The organism is Candidatus Melainabacteria bacterium, assembly GCA_003963305.1.
In the GTDB taxonomy this organism is placed as follows: Bacteria; Cyanobacteriota; Vampirovibrionia; order Obscuribacterales; family Obscuribacteraceae; genus PALSA-1081.
This window is the reverse complement of record RXJR01000028.1, coordinates 68053-84610: the sequence shown is the minus strand read 5'-3', so window position 1 is coordinate 84610 and position 16558 is coordinate 68053. Positions and strand designations below refer to the sequence as shown.

Here is a 16558-nt window from a genome sequence, read left to right as displayed (position 1 = left end):
ATATACGGCGCGTTCAGCCATCAGTGGTAGTGACTGAGCAAATCGACTGTCAGCAGCATCGCTACGAGATCGGTTAAAAAGGCATGAACCAGGATAGGAATGAGGATTGAACCTGTTTTGCGATAGAGAATGGCGAGAATCCAGCCATATATGGCAAGCATGACGAAACCGACCTCAGCCCAGCCTGGATACACCACTAGCCGCAGGATCAGATAGTGAAAGGCTGCATACATCACTGATGAAAGAATGATTCCATAGTGTTTGAATGGTGCGCGCATGCGATCGAGCTGATTTAGAATCGAGCCTCTCCAGAAAAGCTCTTCAAGGGTGGAATTGACAAAGATAAAGTAAAGGCTGAGCGCAAGAAGATGTCCCTTTTTGAAACCGAGTTCAGTAATCAAAGTCATTACGTTGTCGTTGTTCAAAAAGAGAGAACCGATGTGGTCATAGAGCCAAATTGTCAGGGCATTGAATGAAACAGCGGCCAGAAACAAAAGCAGCCATTGTTTCGGGCTTGGAATCTTGAAATCATTTCGCCACAGAGAAGACCCAAGTATGATGCCTGGCATCAGACAAAGCATGTGGTAGAGCGCCAGGGTGATGTTGGTGTTTCTCAGGACGTAGAGCCCGTACCACATTGCAATGCATGGCAGAATGCAGAGCGCGTAGATAACTGGTGCTGTAAGAGCATGCTTCTCGTGCGAATTCGATTCGGGCGTCACAAAATCATTTGCCTTTGCGCAGCCCCTGCAGTGCATCCCATGGATTCGAGCTTTTCGCGGATGATGGCGTCGCGTGGGTAGCAGCGCTACGCTGATTGGTGGCTGTGTGGGAAATGGCTGCCGGATGGGAGGCTGGGGTGTGGGCAGCTGCTGGTCGGGAGGCTGTCGGGTGGGACATCGCAGTGGCATGCGGAACCGCGGCGGGACGTGAACCAGCGGCAGGATGTATACCAGGGGTGGGATGTGAACCAGCGGTGGTATTTGAAATCATGGCGGGATTTGATAGGGCTGCTGCTGGGGGAGCGTCTGTTTTGGGTTGCCCAGCAGTCGTTGAATGCAGTGCCGATGTTGAGTGCAGTGCCGGTGCCGTGTGTATTGCCGGATCTTCAGCACCCTTTGGTACTGATGTTGAATCTGTTGCGGATTTATCGCCGGGGGTTTTGTGCATAAATTGAGGTACTGCAAAGATAAAGGCCACAATCATTCCAGCTCCTAAAAGTGCGCCAGCAAGCATTGCGGGCAATAGCGGTTTCTGAGTCTCGCTTTGCATTCTGCGAATGTTACTGCCAGCCTGCGGCGGCATTCCCGCTGGCGGTTTGGCATGTTTAACCGCAGAGTCGCTATCGGCGGCGGTGCTGCTGTGATTGGAATTGGCAGGTTTGGAAATGATGTCGGGTTGAGTACTGTTCTCAGTACGTGCTGAGCCTGGGCCGGCGGTGTTTCGACTGGAAAACTCAGCACTATCTGCGGTGCCGTCAAATAATTGATCAACATTGATACCGCGCATGGGATCGAGTGCTCGTCTGAAATGTTCACTGGGACTCGTTGAACGGTTTGGCTCTGCCGGTGTGAAATTTGCAGCTCCGGGCGCCGGAATTATTTCTCCTGTAGAGTTAGATCTTTTGCCGGCTGTCGGTAGCGCGAGCAAGTCTCCTGAATGACGGCCCATGCTGCTGCTTACTGCTACCAGTGCATCCCTCAATTCAGCCGCGGTCTGGTAACGATCTTCCGGTAGTTTAGCCATTGCCTTGAAGATGACCGTCTCGAGTTCAGCCGGTACATGCACGAGTGGATTTGCCTCTGCCAGCGATGGTGGTTGAGTATTGATATGAATTTGAATCAGCTCGTAAACGCTGGTGGCAAAGTGGAAAGGGTCTTTTCCTGTGAGCATCTCGTACATCACACAGCCAAAGGAGTACAAATCGGATCGCTCGTCTTCCGGTTTGCTCTGGCAGTGTTCCGGGCTCATGTATGGAGGGCTGCCCCAGAGTTCACCTGATTGTGTCAAACGCCGATTTGTGTCGTTCAATTTGGCTAGACCGAAGTCCACGACTTTTACAAAATCTGATTCATCATCCATCAACACGATATTGCCTGGTTTCAGATCCCGATGGATTACGCCTTTCCGATGGGCGTGATCGAGGGCGCCGCAGACCTGCACCGCGATTCGCATAAAACGCTCTACTGATATCGGACCTTCTTGACCGATCAGGACCTCCAGGCTGCGACCTCGCAGGTAGTCCATGATTACGTAAGGCTGGTCGTCGGGTCCGATAACACAATCGTAAACAGTGACGATATTGGGGTGACTCAGGGCGCAAAGCAAGTTGATTTCGTTTTGGAATCTTTCCCGATAAATGGGCTTAGAATCAAGCTGCATGCGCAAAGTCTTGACAGCGACATGTCGGTTAACGCGCAGTTGATTTGCCTTATATACGACGCTCATGCCGCCTGAGCCGAGAACTTCCTCAATCTCAAAGCGTCCGTCCAAAACTGTTCCGACCAGAGGATCGACCCGCTTTCGGCTTGGAGGTGACGTTGATTCGCTTTTCGGAGGCTCTGAAGTCATGAAAATTGTTGGTTCCGACAGTGGTCCCGCCCTCTATATTCCCTGTGGCGTGAACCTATTGCAATTTATCACTTCAGACCGGAGTCCGCACGAAAGCTCTGGTCGGGCTTAAAAGCCGCCGGGTCCGTTGGGACCGCCCATGGGACCGCCGCCGCCGTTGGGTCCGCCGCCGTTGGGTCCGCCGCCGTTGGGTCCGCCGCCATTAGGTCCGCCTCCGGCCTGACCTCTGCCGCCGTCACCATCTGGTCTGAACGGATCAAATCCGAGGTCCTGCTTGACCAGAGTAATCATGCTGCTGAGCTCTTCAAAAGCTGCAGCGTCTTGCTTGGTGGCAAATTTTTCGTCCACAGATTTCTTCATTTTTCGGAAGGTCGCTGCCTGACTGCTGTTCTTAGCTTCCAGATTGCGCAGCCAACTTTCGCTATCCTGGGTGTAGATTCGTTTGATTCTCTCAGCATCTGGAGGAACAAAGCCGGAGTGGCCCCCGGTAGGAGCTGTCGATTGGCTGCCTGACCCTGCGGGTGTCGATGCAACTGATGACCTTGATGCAATGGACGGAACGCCGCGACCCTGAGCTGATTTCTTTGCCTGTTTGACCTGTTCTTCCTGGTCGCTTAGTTTGGATTCTAGATAAGCGACTCTTTCACTGACTTTGGCTGACTCACCGGATTTTGCAACGTTTTCGATTTCGCGAAAGATATTCTCGAAGGGACCGACTCCGGTTCCCTGTTGGCGCAATCGTTTGATTCTATTCCAGGCTAACAATCGTCTCTCGAATTCCGGACCGGGCACTACATCTGGTGCTCGTTCGGGCTCTACATCAGAGAAACGCAAGGAGGCAAGCATCTTTTCTGGAGAGATTTTGCCGTGGCCGAAATCTTGAATCTCTCTATTGTCGATAATAATAAAACGCCCACTGTGACCACTTTGTGAGAAAAGCACTTTCACTTTTTCTATCTGCCCTGGCGCTGCTTCCATCAGCGTTTTCGACAGAAGGAGCGCGTCGATTTTCAAGTCCTGGTCCGCTGTTTTCGCATCTTCTTCAGTGAGGACGGTAACAATCGGTCCCGTACCCATGACGATGCTGCTGGTTGCCGAAACCTTGAAGCCAGGGTCCTTGAGGAGTGCGTTTAACTGAGACGTACTCAAAGCGGCTGCCTCCGCCGCAGTTGAGAGCGACGGCAAAAGTAGCATACTAGCGAGGAGTACGCGGCGGTTCACAATTTCGAGCATGCGTTATCTTTTAAATCCTAACTGGAGTAATTCTCGCAGCAGTGTAAATTGCTTTGGAATTTTTGTGGCGAAAGTGTCAAACAACGTTTGATGAGATTCCAGTTCTTTCTGCCAAATTTTCTTGTCGACGGTCATGACGGACTCGAATTTTTCTTTCGAAACGCTCGTGCAGCCTGTCCAATCGATGTCATCATAAGTTGGCATCCATCCCAACTCAGATTGTACAGCCGATGCTTTTCTCTGTGCTCGCTCAAATATCCACTTTAAAACGCGGAAATTCTCGCCAAAGCCCGGCCAGATGATCTTTCCGTTGGCGTCGATGCGGAACCAATTGACTGAAAAAATTGGTGGCGGTGACTTGACTTCGCGTCCCATTTGCAACCAGTGGCTGAAGTAGTCACCCATGTTGTAGCCGCAGTAGGCGAGCATGGCCATCGGGTCACGGCTGACTTCGCTGACTGCACCCATGGCGCGAGTGCGCTCGGAACCGCTGACGGAGGCGAGATAAACGCCGTAATCCCAGTTGAAGGCTTCGGTGACAAGTGGAATTGCGGTGGCACGGCGGTTGCCAAAAACGAATGCACTGATTGGAACACCTTTCGGGTCGTTCCACTTCGAGTCCAGCGAAGGGCAGTTCGCTGCTGGAACAGTGAATCTCGCGTTTTTGTGGGCCGCCGGTCGACCGCAATATGCTGTCCACTCGTTACCCTGCCAGTCTGTCAGTTTGGCTGGCGGTTTTTCTGTTAATCCTTCCCACCAGACATCGCCATCTTCTGTAAGGGCGACGTTGGTGAAAATGCAATTTTCGCGCATAGTGTTCAATGCGTTCTGGTTCGTTTTTTCGGAAATGCCTGCCACGATTCCAAAATATCCAGCTTCCGGGTTGATGGCATAAAATTTGCCGTCGGCTCCCGGTTTGATCCATGCTATATCGTCACCAACAGTGGTGACTTTCCAGCCGCTGAGAGCAGCTGGAGGAGCCAGCATAGCCAGGTTGGTTTTTCCGCATGCGCTCGGAAATGCTGCGGCAATGTACTTCTTATCACCCTGAGGTGATTGAATTCCTAAAATAACCATGTGCTCTGCTAACCAGCCCTCGTCGCGGGCCATGGTCGAGGCGATTCTAAGACCAAGGCTCTTTTTGCCGAGCAGAGCATTGGCACCGTAGCCTGAGCCGTATGACCAGATTTCTCTGCTATCGGGAAAGTGAGCGATAAACTTTGTTTCTGCGTTGCAAGGCCAGGCGGTGTCAACTTCACCAGCAGCAAGTGGTTTTCCAACGCTGTGCAGGCATCGAACGAAATCACCGTAAACACCGAGAGCTTCGACAACTTTCTTGCCGACTCTGCTGATCAGGCGCATGCTTGCCACTACATATGGTGAGTCGGTGAGCTGCACACCGATCTGTGAAATCGATGAACCAAGCGGTCCCATGCTGAAAGGAACGACATACATAGTGCGACCGCGCATGCAGCCTTCGAAAAGACCAGTTAAGGTGCTTTTGGCTTCAGCAGGAGCTTTCCAATTGTTAGTTGGTCCTGCTTCCGCTTCAGTTTGAGAGCAAATGTAGGTGCAGTCGTCTGCCGGTGCAACATCTGAGGAGTGGGTACGAGCCAGAAAGCTGTTTGGACGCAAAGAAGGGTTGAGGCGAATCAATGTTCCCTTTGCTGTCATCTCTTTGCAAAGCGAATCATACTCGTCCTGAGATCCGTCGCACCAGTGAATTTGATCTGGTTTGCAGAGGGAGGCAATCTCCATCACCCATTTAGCCAGGGTGATGTGTCTGACCGAATAGCTGGCGGTGACGTTGACAACCGGATTTGATGACAGCGTGTTTATCATAAATTCGCCAGCCCTTTGATGAAGAGTGCACTGTTAGACATGCAATGATACATCCGAGCTACTTTACTTCAAGAAATATTACTGATTTATTCAGAAGCAGCTATGCGGGTTGTCATGTGCTGTAATCCTAGCTCCTGTAATCGATTCGGCTCAATTTTGTCGGCTGTGAAAGCGATTGCATAATCCTTAGATATAGTTAGGTTGTTTGTGTTAGCTGAAAGTGAGATTCACCACGTTGCGATAATCTGCTCTAACTATGAGCGTTCCAGGGCTTTCTACACTGAAACGCTCGGTTTTGCGGTGCTGGAAGAGACCTTTCGGGCTGAACGCAACTCATACAAGTTAGATTTGAGAGTCGGGCGCCATGCGCAGATTGAGTTGTTTTCCTTTCCCTCGCCGCCACCGCGTGTATCCAGACCGGAAGCATGTGGACTGCGTCACCTCGCTTTCCAGGTCGAGGATGTCGAGGAGACTCACCGCCGCCTGAGTGAGAAGGGTGTGGCAGTGGAAGAGATTAGAATCGACGAAATAACGGACAAGAAGTTTTTCTTTTTTGCAGATCCAGACGGACTGCCTCTTGAGGTTTATCAAAGGTGAATAACTGAGCAGGAAGCATCGGGTTCGATATACGAATACGATCTGTAAGCGTCGCCTAAATTTTTACTGCCAGCAGTGAAGTGAGTGCATTTTTTACGAGGAGAGTCTATGCCGTCTGCAACATCGAAATCTAAATTGCTACACTCCGGAATTGCCTTTCTGGTGGCAATGACTTGTTCGGTAGGTGCTTTTGCTCAGGACGGCTCCCGGAAGACACCAGAGCAGTTTGGCGCGTTGTACATGAAGACCTTCAACGCTAATGATGTTGAGGGGCTGCGCAAGTTGCGCATGCCAGTGAAGGTTCAGTCCAGCATGCAGGAATTGATTGACGGCATCACCGAAGCCTCGATGAAGGATGGAAACAAATTCACCAAGTTTGAAATTTTGCCACCAAAGCCTGATATGGATAAGCCCAATATGGGACCGGACGGGCTTTTCTACAAAGCGAATTTGAAGCCGACCAATCTTCTTAAGTTGTCGGCTGAAGGAAAGAACAGTTCAATTTCTACGACCATTCCGATTGGTATCAAAGACGGTATCTATTACGAGGTGGGTGTTGAGCCCGCTCCTGATGCTACTCCCGCGTATGCATTCGGCTGGCAGCGTGTTTCATTGCCTAAGAGCAACTGGTCGGTACTGATGCCGAACGAAGCAGAGCCGGGCAAAGCTGCGCTCGAAAAGCAATTTGGTAAGGCTGCAGCTGAGAATCCCGATTCATATGGTGTCGTCAAAAATACAGCCGACATCAAGACCACTCAGCATTGGGCTCGATGTGGCGAGCAGGGCAAACGCGTCAATGATCCCGATAACAAGGAGAGCTACAGAGCTGCTTGCACGACATTTGAGCCAGAGACTCTGAAAAATTGGTTCAATGACCCCAAGAAAAACATTGATGATGCTGTAGATTTAGCCTCTCGCCAAAATGGTGGCACTGTTGTGAAGACTGCCGACATTGATTTGAAAGGCGCCCCTGGCAAATCATATGAGATCAAAGATAAAGACGGTGCGCTTCGCTTGGGTCGCGTCTACTGGGTCAAAGACGCTCTCTATGAGCTGACTTTCTTAAGCTCTAAAGAGGCTCCGGACACGGCAAGTGCCGATAAGTTTTTGACTTCACTGGAAGTGAACTAAGCAGCTTTAGCTGAGACGTTCATCAAGGATGGGCGAGGAACTCGGTGCAGGTTCCAGTGCGTCGAGTTTGGAATTTCTGTTCGATTTCCAGATCCCAGTTCGGAACTCGCAGTTAATACTGACCGGTCTGTCTGCCATGTGCAGAAGGTGGATCGACACAGGGATTCTGAATCAGTCCGTTTTTACCGATCGTCCAGTTTGGATTGACGTGCCCAGCCGTGATCGTGTCTGCTGTTGCTTCGTACGTTGCCATCGTTGCAGCGGGCGCTTGAGCTGTGGTGGCATATGCGTTCACGCCAGGCATCAGTAACGAGCCGTCTTGAGACTGAATGGCTGTTCCTTGTGAAATTCCTTGTGCTGGTGCCAGAGCTGGTGCCAGAGCTGGTGCCAGAGCTGGTTGAAAGTTCGTTGTTGGCTGCTGATACGCAGCGACTGATTGACTCTGGTCGGGTTGTAGTGGTGCTGTGACTGCGTCATAGCCTGCGTTCAAAGAGGCAGTCTGGGGAGGAGGAGGGTAGAGACTCGGTAGAGGCTTTGCCGGTCTGGCAGCAACAGCTACTGATTTTTCATTGGCTGTTGCTGTGGCAGGGTGCACCATTGTTGTGACACAAGCCGCTATGCCGACGCCGATACCTATCATTACTCCTACGAAAAGAATCGCAAAGCCTTTCTTGCTCGATTTCTCGGCACTCATGTTCACTACCCGATTAGCTGATTGTGGGCGAAGAGACAAAATTAAAATACTCTTCATACATGCTGAATGCTAGAGCCTTCGCAGTCCTCTTTAGCGTAATTCCCCCACTGAAACAGAGAGAAATTTATGTTCGGGCGGCATTTGCCAGTTTGTATTCGTACGTACCTTTGCCGTTTATCTCTGCTTTTGCTCCAGCACCACGTAACCACGTCAAAGCGGACGAATCATGTTTGAGGTAGGCATCTAAGAATTTTGTGGATACGTCCGCAACGATTTCTTGCTGAGCGACGTCATCGTGATCGGCTCTCAGTCTTTTCCGTCCGGCACCGAAAACCATGTGGTCTGCGCCGTCAAGTATGACCAGGTATTGATCACTTTTGCTGATGTGATCGAATGGCACACGCCGTTCATCTGCTCTGGTGCCGTTTACAGGTGAATCATCTTTGGTGCCAGTCAGATGAAGTCCCGGTATTTTGATGCCTCCGTAGGCGATATCAAGGTCGGAACCTTTTTTGGCCACGGTTGGACTCAGGTAAATTGCGGCTTTGATTCGAGGATCGCCAGCCTCAATTTTCTTGCCGCCTGGGCTGACAAATGTTTGCCCGCTTGCTGTCAATGCCGTCCATGAGCCAAAAGAGTGCCCAGCTATGGCGAGAGCGTTAAGATCCATTTTCCCCGACAGTGGACCAGAGCTCTTGTTCAACTCAGTCAGTTTGTCGATGATGAAATGTACATCCTGGGCTCGATTGATAGCATGAGCAGGGTTGGTCAGTTGTTGCCTGAATTTAGGAAGCAGTGCTGCCTTGCTAATAGGACCGCCTTGCGAAAGTGATGGCTTCCAAAATGATTCGTCGCTGCCGGGATGTTGAATGAACACCCCGATATAGCCGTGCTCTGCCCAGTAATCACCAAGATAAGGAGCCGCTTCACGCGAGCCACCCAGACCATGCGAGAAGATGACGACCGGAAGAGGATGGTCCGCTCGTTTTGGAAGATAGATTTTGACCGGCAGCGAGCGGTCTTTATTTGCATAAGACCAATCGTCATAAATAACTTGAATTTGAGAGGTAGCGAGGGTTTCAGCTGTCGTTGTTTTTGGTGCGGCTGCAGTCGCAGTCGACCGCAAAAGAGTGCCACCGAAGTGCAGGGTAGCAATCATTCCTATTGTCACTAGAGCAATTGATTTTTTCATATGCGCCTCATCTATCACCTAACACTAATACGTAAGTGACAGGCAAAAAGTTCACTTCAAATCGATTATTTTTCCGTCTTTTTTGATTAAAGCTTCAAATCGTTTATCAGTGCAGGCTTTCCGGTTGGTCGATGAACATATGCATTGCCTCGATGAACCATGTCGACATAGTAGAATCTGCTCTTAACTGCCCTACTAAAAAGGAAGATATTTGATGAGAGTTTCCCTGTCTGCGTTGCTAATCCTGGGCCTTTCATTTGGATTTGCAAATGTGCCGTGTCTGGCCGTTGAGAAGGTGCTCGCTACGCCCGGAGTAGGAATCGGGGTGGCAAAGCTTGGCATGACTGCGCAAAAAATGAAAGAAGCAGCAGGTAACTTCGATGGTTCCTACACTCTACCTTCAGGCGTAAAAGTCGAACACGCTGATTGGAAGGACAAAGGTCTGACGACAGTGATGTTGAAAGTGTTCTACGATAAAGATGGCAAAGCGATTCAAATCGCTTCAGCAGGTTCGGCTGTTGTCACCAAAGACGGTATCAGCAAGCAATCACCGTTGACCAGTCTTATGGCTAATCGTCTCAAATTGACTGAATACAGGGCAAAAAACGGTCGCGTCGACTACTACGACAACGTCAGTGCCGGAATAGCATACGAGTATCGTCGCCTGGATGAAGACCTGGCTCGAAAGATGTATGCCATTATCGTGCACAAGCGAGGCGTGCCGGTAATGTCAGATCAAGACGAAGTGCCTTTGAAGAAGAAGTAACTTCAAACAGCCTGAGCGGCGGATTTTCGGCTTCCTGCTTGCGGCTTCGCAGTCGCACCTGAAGGCTTACGTCCCCAGAATCGCTTAGTGCTGCCGTTTGCCGAGCCGTTCCTGGAACCTTGACCCGATCTTGCCTGGTCACTGGTGGCGTTGCCGTATTTCTTGTATCTGCTGTTGGCTCTGTTGTCGTCGCCTGTGCTGTATCCGGCGTAGTCACCGGTAGTGCTCTCGGAGCGTCCGCCAGTTCTGGCCTTCGGTTTCCAGTTCGAGTTTGCGCCGGCGTTTTCAGCATTTCTGGCGGGGCCAGTTCTGTTGAAGCGTCGTCGTCTCGCCTTTTGATGCTCGGAGCCGTGGTCTTGCTGTGGAGCGTTCGGGTCCAGAGGCCTTCCCGTTACTTTCTCGATGTCTTTCATGAGGTGGCGCTGGTCGGCGCACACGAAAGAGAGCGCAACGCCTGAGCGTCCGGCTCGGCCTGTGCGACCAATGCGATGTACGTAGTCGGCGGCAGACATTGGCAGATCGTAATTGACCACGTGGCTGATTGCCGGGATGTCTAATCCACGTGCGGCAATATCTGTGGCAACGAGCACGGAGAATCTGCCTTCACGGTAGCGTGCCAGAGTCTTTTCTCGTTGACTTTGTGAAATATCGCCGTGAATTTCCTCTGCAGTAATGTTCGATGTACAGAGCTTTTTCCTGATTTTGGCTGCTTTTCGACGGGTTTTTGTGAAAACCAGGACCGAGTTCATTTCCGGTTCGGCCTGGATCAGCTGGACTAACAGTGCGTCTTTGCCCGCTTCGTCTATATGGTAGATGCGTTGTTCAATTGAGCTTGGTTCAACTCTTTTAGTGTTGACTTGAACCGTTACCGGATTCGTAAGAAACTCTGATGCGATGCGCTCAACAGTGCCGCTGATTGTCGCGGAGAACATCAATGTTTGACGATTAGTGCCTTCCATCTCATCGACGATTCTTCTTACCTGAGGAAGGAAGCCCATGTCGAGCATGCGGTCAGCTTCGTCAAGCACCAGTAGAGAGATGTGACTGAGGTCCACATTGCCTCGTTCTATGTGATCAAACAGACGTCCAGGTGTGGCTACAACGACGTCAACGCCCCGGCGCATCAATCTGGTTTGTTTTTCGTATCCTGTTCCGCCGTATACGGTGACCGTCCTCAGTCCAGAGTTGTTCGAGAAGCGCTCGAACTGGCTCTGCACTTGCAGTGCCAACTCCCGAGTTGGCACGAGAACGAGACAGCGTGGTTTTCGTTCGGAGGTACCCTTCAGGTTTTGGATGATAGGCAAAGCGTAGGCGGCAGTTTTTCCTGAGCCGGTTTCGGCAGAGGCCAGAATGTCTCGTCCATTGACGATGAATGGAATTGCTTTTTGCTGAATTTCAGTAGGTTCGATAAAGCTTAGTTTTTCGAGTACGGCAACAATTCGCTTGGATAGACCAAGTTCGGTAAAGTTCATTTTGTTTCCTTTTTAGGGGCAAGCATTTGCTTGCACAATCTAGAGCAGACTCCCAAATGGTGACGGGGACTCAGTCTGTTGTTTCCAAAAGGTGAAACCCACAATCCACGATGCTAGCCTTCACCGGCATCGGACTCATCAGAGGTGAGTGAGTATGTCAGTGTTGCACAGGTGATGTCAAAGCTTATGTATTGAGGCGCTTCATATTCAGTGATGAACGAGGCATAATCATCTTAGTTAGAAGACTTTTGATTAGTTTTTTGACAGTTTCTTTGTCCTCAAACGGCACCATATACAGTATTAACTGGAGAAACGAATATCGCTGCTATAACTGCCTGCATAGCTGCTGGACTTCGAAATTGACAAGCATGTACATCTGTTGAGAACCGCGAGGTCGTCAAGTGTCTTTATGATTGGAGCGGCTAATTATTAAGTAACGCTAAAGGAATGGCTTGATTTCAATAGTTGCTGGCATTATAGTTGCCAACAGCCGGACCGTTGCGTCGGCGGGCATCTCTAGAATTTTGCAGTTACTACAACACACATAGGCGGCGGAAATCGCTCATGGCAAACAAACTTTTTCCAGAAACAAAAGATCTGATGCAAGAGCTGAAAGAGATGGAAGAGCGTTTCTCCAGTAAGCACACTGTGATGAAGAGCGTTTCGGCATCTGCTCCGAAACGTTTTCCGCGATTTACAATTAGCACTGAAATGGCTTTGAGCAGCATTCTCGGGGAAATTTCCTCAATAGATGCCAAGTCCACCTTTGATGCCGAATCAAATTAGCTAGGGTCGCACAATCAGCTCAATTATCTGTCTGGCTCTTTGCGCCGTTTTGTTCAGCCTCAGCTCAAGCTGTTGTGCTGAAGCTGAAACGCATTCATCGCCATCTCCGCTGAGTCGAACATTCCGACCGCGATGCTTTGCCCATCAGGTCTACGCGCCGGCTCGAAAGAGTTTCAATCAACTGGATGTCTTCTCCCCCAGAACCGGGAGTTCTCATCCGGTAATTATTTTCTTCCACGGAGGAAAGTTCAGTTCAGGTGACAAAAGTTCTAGCGTCTTTAATAAGCCCCTGGCATTTACCCGCCGGGGATTTATTTTTGTCACTGTCGATTACAGGCTTTCTCCGGCGGTGAAATATCCCGTTCACGCACAGGATGTGGCAGAGTCGGTGGCCTGGATTCACAAGAACATCAAACGATACGGCGGTGATCCCGACTGTCTGTTTTTGATGGGACATTCAGCCGGTGCAGCTCTAGCAGCCCTTATTTCAACAGATGCCCGATTCCTAGCCCAGTATGGACTTGAACCTTCCTGTCTTAAGGGGACAATTCTCTTAGACGGCGGCAGCTATAACTTTGCCGCAACAGCCAGGTCGTCGAAGCATCATGACCTGCTCAACTCGGTTTTCGGACGAGATTCTCAGGTCTGGTGGCAGGCCTCTCCTATCAGATACGTGAGACGTGGCAACTTTATGCCACCTTTTTTGATCCTCTACATTCCAAATCGTGCTGATGCAACAGCTCAGGCTCTTGCTTTCAATGGCGCCCTCAAGAAGGCTGGAACACCTTCAAAAGCCGTGGCCGTACAGGGAAAAACACACGCCAGTTTGAACGAGGACCTGGGTCTTGCATGTGATAAGCCGACTGCCGAAGTGTTTGATTTTTTGGATAAGTACAGTCGATAAGTCCGGCTATTAGCCGAACCCTAGCTCGCCATGCCTTCTTGGGGGTCGATGCACTCGAGTATTTCAGCGTACTGTTTGACGGCGCGTGCTGCTCTTGTTGCCAGCTGCCTGGAGGCGATGTCGAGACGGCAGTGATTATCTTCGAATTCGCGCAGTTTGGCGTCGTAGGCAAATTCCAGCGCTTCTTGTATAACCGACAATTGTTCAGGGGTTAAGTACATGTGGAATCCTTCCGTCGAGCTGTCTATGTTTTGAGAATACAAGTCGCGGCTGCGAAATATCTGCAGTCGGGGATGAGTGAGATTAATTCGTTGGGAAGAATAAGTCATTATCGGAAACTCAGTCTGGCGTTCACCATATGTGGTGCAAAATGTATGTTTGTTGGATATCTCAGTGTCACTTCTCGGTAATATCAAACGCAGTATTTCGATAACTCGCGAGCAGCGATTCGATATGCAGAGGTCCGGTGCGCCGGAGCCTAGAGTTACATAAAATAAAGATGACGCACTTTCGTTGTGCGAGATTCCCAGCCCTGCCTTTCTGTTCTGTTCACTCTGGATAAGCCCCTTTAGTAACCTGGGATTGACTTTCCGGCTTTTTGTAGTCGAGTGATTACAGAGTGTGCTGTCTGTAACGGCTGAGCTTGTGCTTTTCTAACCTTTTCCACCCGACAACTCACTGAACGATATCGGATAATGGCACTCCAATAGTTTGGAGAGATCACATGCCCATACTCACAGACAAAGACAAGACTTCATCGGCTTCTATTAGTTCTGCCGACTACGAAATGATTGCCAATGCTGTTGTGTCCTCCCCTACCGCTTCGGTGCGAGATGGTCAAAACATCTTTTTGATGTGGACCAGACCATTCACGATGATGTACAAGATCCCTGTATTTAAGCGGGTCTGGATCTACTTATTCTTTCTGGCTCTTTATGCCCTGCTGGTCGATTCTGTCGGCTTCCCTAATTTACCGACGAAATTATTTAAAGAAGCTGGTGTAGCAGGTACTTATAGCAGTGTAGTGCTTGGTCTGCTGCTTGTTTTTCGCACTAATTCCGCGTATGAGCGCTGGTGGGAAGGGCGAAAACTGTGGGGGCAATTGACCAACGATTCGCGCAATCTTTGTATGAAAGTGTCGTCGATGGTTGCCATCTCGGAATTGGAGAAGCGTCAATTTGGTGAGCTGGTCATTTCGTTTGCCTATGCCCTCAAGCATCACTTGCGTGGCACGACGCCGAATGAGCAGTTGCCTGGTGTAAATCAACTATCCGATTCTGAGCTGGAGCATTTGCCGCTCACTATCGCCAATCGCATTTATCAAACTGTCGCATCATGGCAGGAAAAGGGGCTAATAGACGGTTTGACTTTCATCATTCTGGATCAGCACACACGTGCATTGATGGACATTTGCGGTGCATGTGAACGTATCAAGAACAGTCCCATTGCTGTCTCATATCGAGCTTTCATGAGGCAAGGTATTGCTCTCAATCTTCTCACCTGGCCGTGGTATTTGACTCAAGAATTTTCAGTCTGGTTCAGCATGCCACCACTTCTGGTCGGAGCATACTTTTTGATCGGTATCGAACTGATTGCTGAAGATGTCGAAGATCCGTTTGGTCATGACGGTGATGATCTGCCTCTGGATAACATCTGCACGTCGATTCGGACCACGGTAAGTAAAATTCTTCCTGTGTCGCGCGCCCAGCGTTTTACGACTACAATCGCAAAACCGCGTGTTGACCTGCTCAAGTCTCCTTAGGTGATTGCTGGCGCATCGTACGCGCCCAATCGACGCTGAAAGTACCGTTTCTGTGCGGGTTCCAGATAATCGTTCGCACGGGTGTGTTTTGCACATGATGATACAAGAGACCAGATCTCTCGTAGAATCCGCGCGTGTGATAGGTGTGAGGGAGATTCAGTGCCACCACATCGAGATGGTGGCAAAATTCGTGACAGAGCGTGCTTAGATATGTGCCGTAAGATGTCATCTTCTTTTGCACTGCTGTGCGCATCCAGAGGCGGATCAAGGTCGAGTCGAAGTCGTAGTCGCCAAAAGTTTCAGTGGCATAATTCTCGGTTACCCTGACCGGGCGAGCGTTCAACACTTTCAATGGCGGTGGTGAGACCTCGAATGCATTGGCCAGTTCAGCGAGCAAAGCTGCACTGGCAGCCTGTACTTGCTTTCGATCATCCGTTTTCATCGATTCCTTTAAAATTGCCGCCAGCTCTCTCAGGCTCTCACCTGATGGCAGGGTGAGTGTGCGGAGTTCATCGCTGCGCAGGTATTCTGCGTTGTCTGCTTTTGTTCTCGGAATCGTGTCAGTATGCATGGAGAAGCTGCTCTAAACCAGGTATTTATGGTGTAGACCGGATGTGAAAGCGCCAGTCTTAGTTGTATTGTGCCAGAGTAGCACTGAGGGATTGTTTTACCATCTCCCTGAGTTCAGGTGGTTCGAGCACCAGAGCGTCAGCACCGTATTGTCCAACCCAGCGCAGAACCTCGTCCAGGCTGGAAGCCGGGAAACTGAGTGTGCATGAGCCGTTCTCTCCGTCCACGAGTACCTGCTGTGGATGCCATAGTCGTTCGCGAATGTATCGCGATGCATGCGGTGCGAATTGCACGGTTATAGTGTGCTCTTTCTCGCCGTGTTCAAGCTGAAACGCTGAATCCATCCATTTGTTGATTTCCTGTCTGGATATGGGATCGAAGGTTGTGTCCAGAATCTTGTAATCACGCATTCTATGGAGGGCGAACATTCGCAAGGCTTTTCGTGCATGGCAGTATGCCACCAGGTACCAGGCACCGCGGTCGTGCAATAACACCTGCGGGTCGACCAGACGTGAAGTGGTTTCTCCCTTACTGGCTGCAAAGTAAGTGAACTCGATTTGTTTGTGCGCATCGCAAGCTTTGTTGATGTCGGTAAAGAGCTTGCCGCTAATTGGAATGATGGCACTGCCGCGAAATCGAATAATCGCTTGTACGTCGGCTGGATCGACTTGCACTTTGTCAGGTAGACGCTCGGAAATCTTTTCCAGTGCCGATCGCAGGGTCGGTTCGAATGAGGTTCCGATATATTGTGAAAGTAATTCCTTGCCAAGTGTCAGCGCAAAAACTTCTCCGCTGGAAAGCTCAAAGGCCGGCAGGCGCTTTTGAGGATTGCTGTTGAAATAGCCGTTTCGGACATGATCGAAATCAATCTCACGAGCCAGATTTTCGCGCAAGAATCGGATGTCCTCGTGCAATGTTCGCTCTGAGACCTCGAAGCGCTGGCACAAGTCTGTAACGCTCGGATAGCGCCCCCGGCAAATTTCGCTGTCGATAGCCAGGACTCGTTCAAGTTTGGTGCTCATACATATACGCTCGATC

15 protein-coding genes and 1 pseudogene are annotated in these 16558 nt (G+C 50.2%); 6 read left to right on the top strand and 10 right to left on the bottom strand.

Features of this window, described 5'->3' with window-relative positions:
- Nucleotides 1-20 precede the first annotated feature (20 nt).
- The 4 genes and pseudogenes from EKK48_25450 to EKK48_25435 all read right to left on the bottom strand — a co-directional run bounded on the left by EKK48_25450 (nucleotide 21) and on the right by EKK48_25435 (nucleotide 5646).
- Entirely contained in the window at nucleotides 21-911 is an 891-nt protein-coding gene (locus EKK48_25450) for a CPBP family intramembrane metalloprotease (GenBank protein RTL36587.1), read from the bottom strand.
- A complete protein-coding gene (locus tag EKK48_25445) occupies nucleotides 727-2571 on the bottom strand; it encodes a serine/threonine protein kinase (GenBank protein RTL36586.1) in 1845 nt (614 codons plus the stop codon). Before EKK48_25445 ends, EKK48_25450 begins: the two co-directional genes overlap by 185 nt.
- A gap of 111 nt (nucleotides 2572-2682) precedes the next feature.
- Nucleotides 2683-2862, bottom strand: a pseudogene (locus EKK48_25440) (hypothetical protein).
- A 945-nt stretch (nucleotides 2863-3807) separates the two neighbouring features.
- Complete coding sequence (locus EKK48_25435) at nucleotides 3808-5646, bottom strand: phosphoenolpyruvate carboxykinase (GTP) (GenBank protein RTL36585.1); 1839 nt, start codon at nucleotides 5644-5646, stop codon at nucleotides 3808-3810.
- A gap of 207 nt (nucleotides 5647-5853) precedes the next feature.
- On the opposite strand from EKK48_25435, the gene EKK48_25430 reads away from it, so the two are divergent.
- Both EKK48_25430 and EKK48_25425 read left to right on the top strand, forming a co-directional pair.
- Nucleotides 5854-6243, top strand: coding sequence for a VOC family protein (locus EKK48_25430; GenBank protein ID RTL36584.1), 390 nt, complete (start codon nucleotides 5854-5856; stop codon nucleotides 6241-6243).
- A 108-nt stretch (nucleotides 6244-6351) separates the two neighbouring features.
- Nucleotides 6352-7374 carry a hypothetical protein gene (locus EKK48_25425; GenBank protein RTL36583.1) on the top strand — a complete coding sequence of 341 codons (1023 nt, stop codon included), beginning with the start codon at nucleotides 6352-6354 and terminating at the stop codon, nucleotides 7372-7374.
- Nucleotides 7375-7486: 112 nt separating this feature from the next.
- Here EKK48_25425 and EKK48_25420 read toward each other — a convergent pair whose 3' ends face one another.
- Nucleotides 7487-8068 (bottom strand): hypothetical protein, encoded by a 582-nt coding sequence (locus tag EKK48_25420; GenBank protein ID RTL36582.1) that lies wholly within the window; start codon nucleotides 8066-8068, stop codon nucleotides 7487-7489.
- A 124-nt stretch (nucleotides 8069-8192) separates the two neighbouring features.
- A complete protein-coding gene (locus tag EKK48_25415) occupies nucleotides 8193-9260 on the bottom strand; it encodes a hypothetical protein (GenBank protein ID RTL36581.1) in 1068 nt (355 codons plus the stop codon).
- Nucleotides 9261-9474: 214 nt separating this feature from the next.
- On the opposite strand from EKK48_25415, the gene EKK48_25410 reads away from it, so the two are divergent.
- Nucleotides 9475-10026 (top strand): hypothetical protein, encoded by a 552-nt coding sequence (locus EKK48_25410; protein RTL36580.1) that lies wholly within the window; start codon nucleotides 9475-9477, stop codon nucleotides 10024-10026.
- Between the two features lie 2 nt (nucleotides 10027-10028).
- Here EKK48_25410 and EKK48_25405 read toward each other — a convergent pair whose 3' ends face one another.
- Nucleotides 10029-11498, bottom strand: coding sequence for a DEAD/DEAH box helicase (locus EKK48_25405; GenBank protein ID RTL36579.1), 1470 nt, complete (start codon nucleotides 11496-11498; stop codon nucleotides 10029-10031).
- A gap of 564 nt (nucleotides 11499-12062) precedes the next feature.
- On the opposite strand from EKK48_25405, the gene EKK48_25400 reads away from it, so the two are divergent.
- Together EKK48_25400 and EKK48_25395 are read left to right on the top strand one after the other, a co-directional pair.
- Complete coding sequence (locus EKK48_25400) at nucleotides 12063-12284, top strand: hypothetical protein (GenBank protein RTL36578.1); 222 nt, start codon at nucleotides 12063-12065, stop codon at nucleotides 12282-12284.
- A 13-nt stretch (nucleotides 12285-12297) separates the two neighbouring features.
- Nucleotides 12298-13188 carry an alpha/beta hydrolase gene (locus EKK48_25395; protein RTL36577.1) on the top strand — a complete coding sequence of 297 codons (891 nt, stop codon included), beginning with the start codon at nucleotides 12298-12300 and terminating at the stop codon, nucleotides 13186-13188.
- A 20-nt stretch (nucleotides 13189-13208) separates the two neighbouring features.
- Here EKK48_25395 and EKK48_25390 read toward each other — a convergent pair whose 3' ends face one another.
- Nucleotides 13209-13409 (bottom strand): hypothetical protein, encoded by a 201-nt coding sequence (locus tag EKK48_25390; protein RTL36576.1) that lies wholly within the window; start codon nucleotides 13407-13409, stop codon nucleotides 13209-13211.
- Between the two features lie 503 nt (nucleotides 13410-13912).
- Here EKK48_25390 and EKK48_25385 point away from each other — a divergent pair.
- The gene (locus tag EKK48_25385; GenBank protein ID RTL36575.1) at nucleotides 13913-14950 is read left to right on the top strand and encodes a hypothetical protein; all 1038 of its coding nucleotides are present in this window, start codon (nucleotides 13913-13915) and stop codon (nucleotides 14948-14950) included.
- On the opposite strand, the gene EKK48_25380 is transcribed toward EKK48_25385, so the two are convergent.
- Nucleotides 14937-15521 (bottom strand): hypothetical protein, encoded by a 585-nt coding sequence (locus tag EKK48_25380; GenBank protein RTL36574.1) that lies wholly within the window; start codon nucleotides 15519-15521, stop codon nucleotides 14937-14939. The two genes, EKK48_25385 and EKK48_25380, sit on opposite strands and share 14 nt — an antisense overlap.
- Nucleotides 15522-15579: 58 nt before the next feature.
- The gene (locus EKK48_25375; GenBank protein RTL36573.1) at nucleotides 15580-16542 is read right to left on the bottom strand and encodes a WYL domain-containing protein; all 963 of its coding nucleotides are present in this window, start codon (nucleotides 16540-16542) and stop codon (nucleotides 15580-15582) included.
- Nucleotides 16543-16558: the final 16 nt, after the last annotated feature.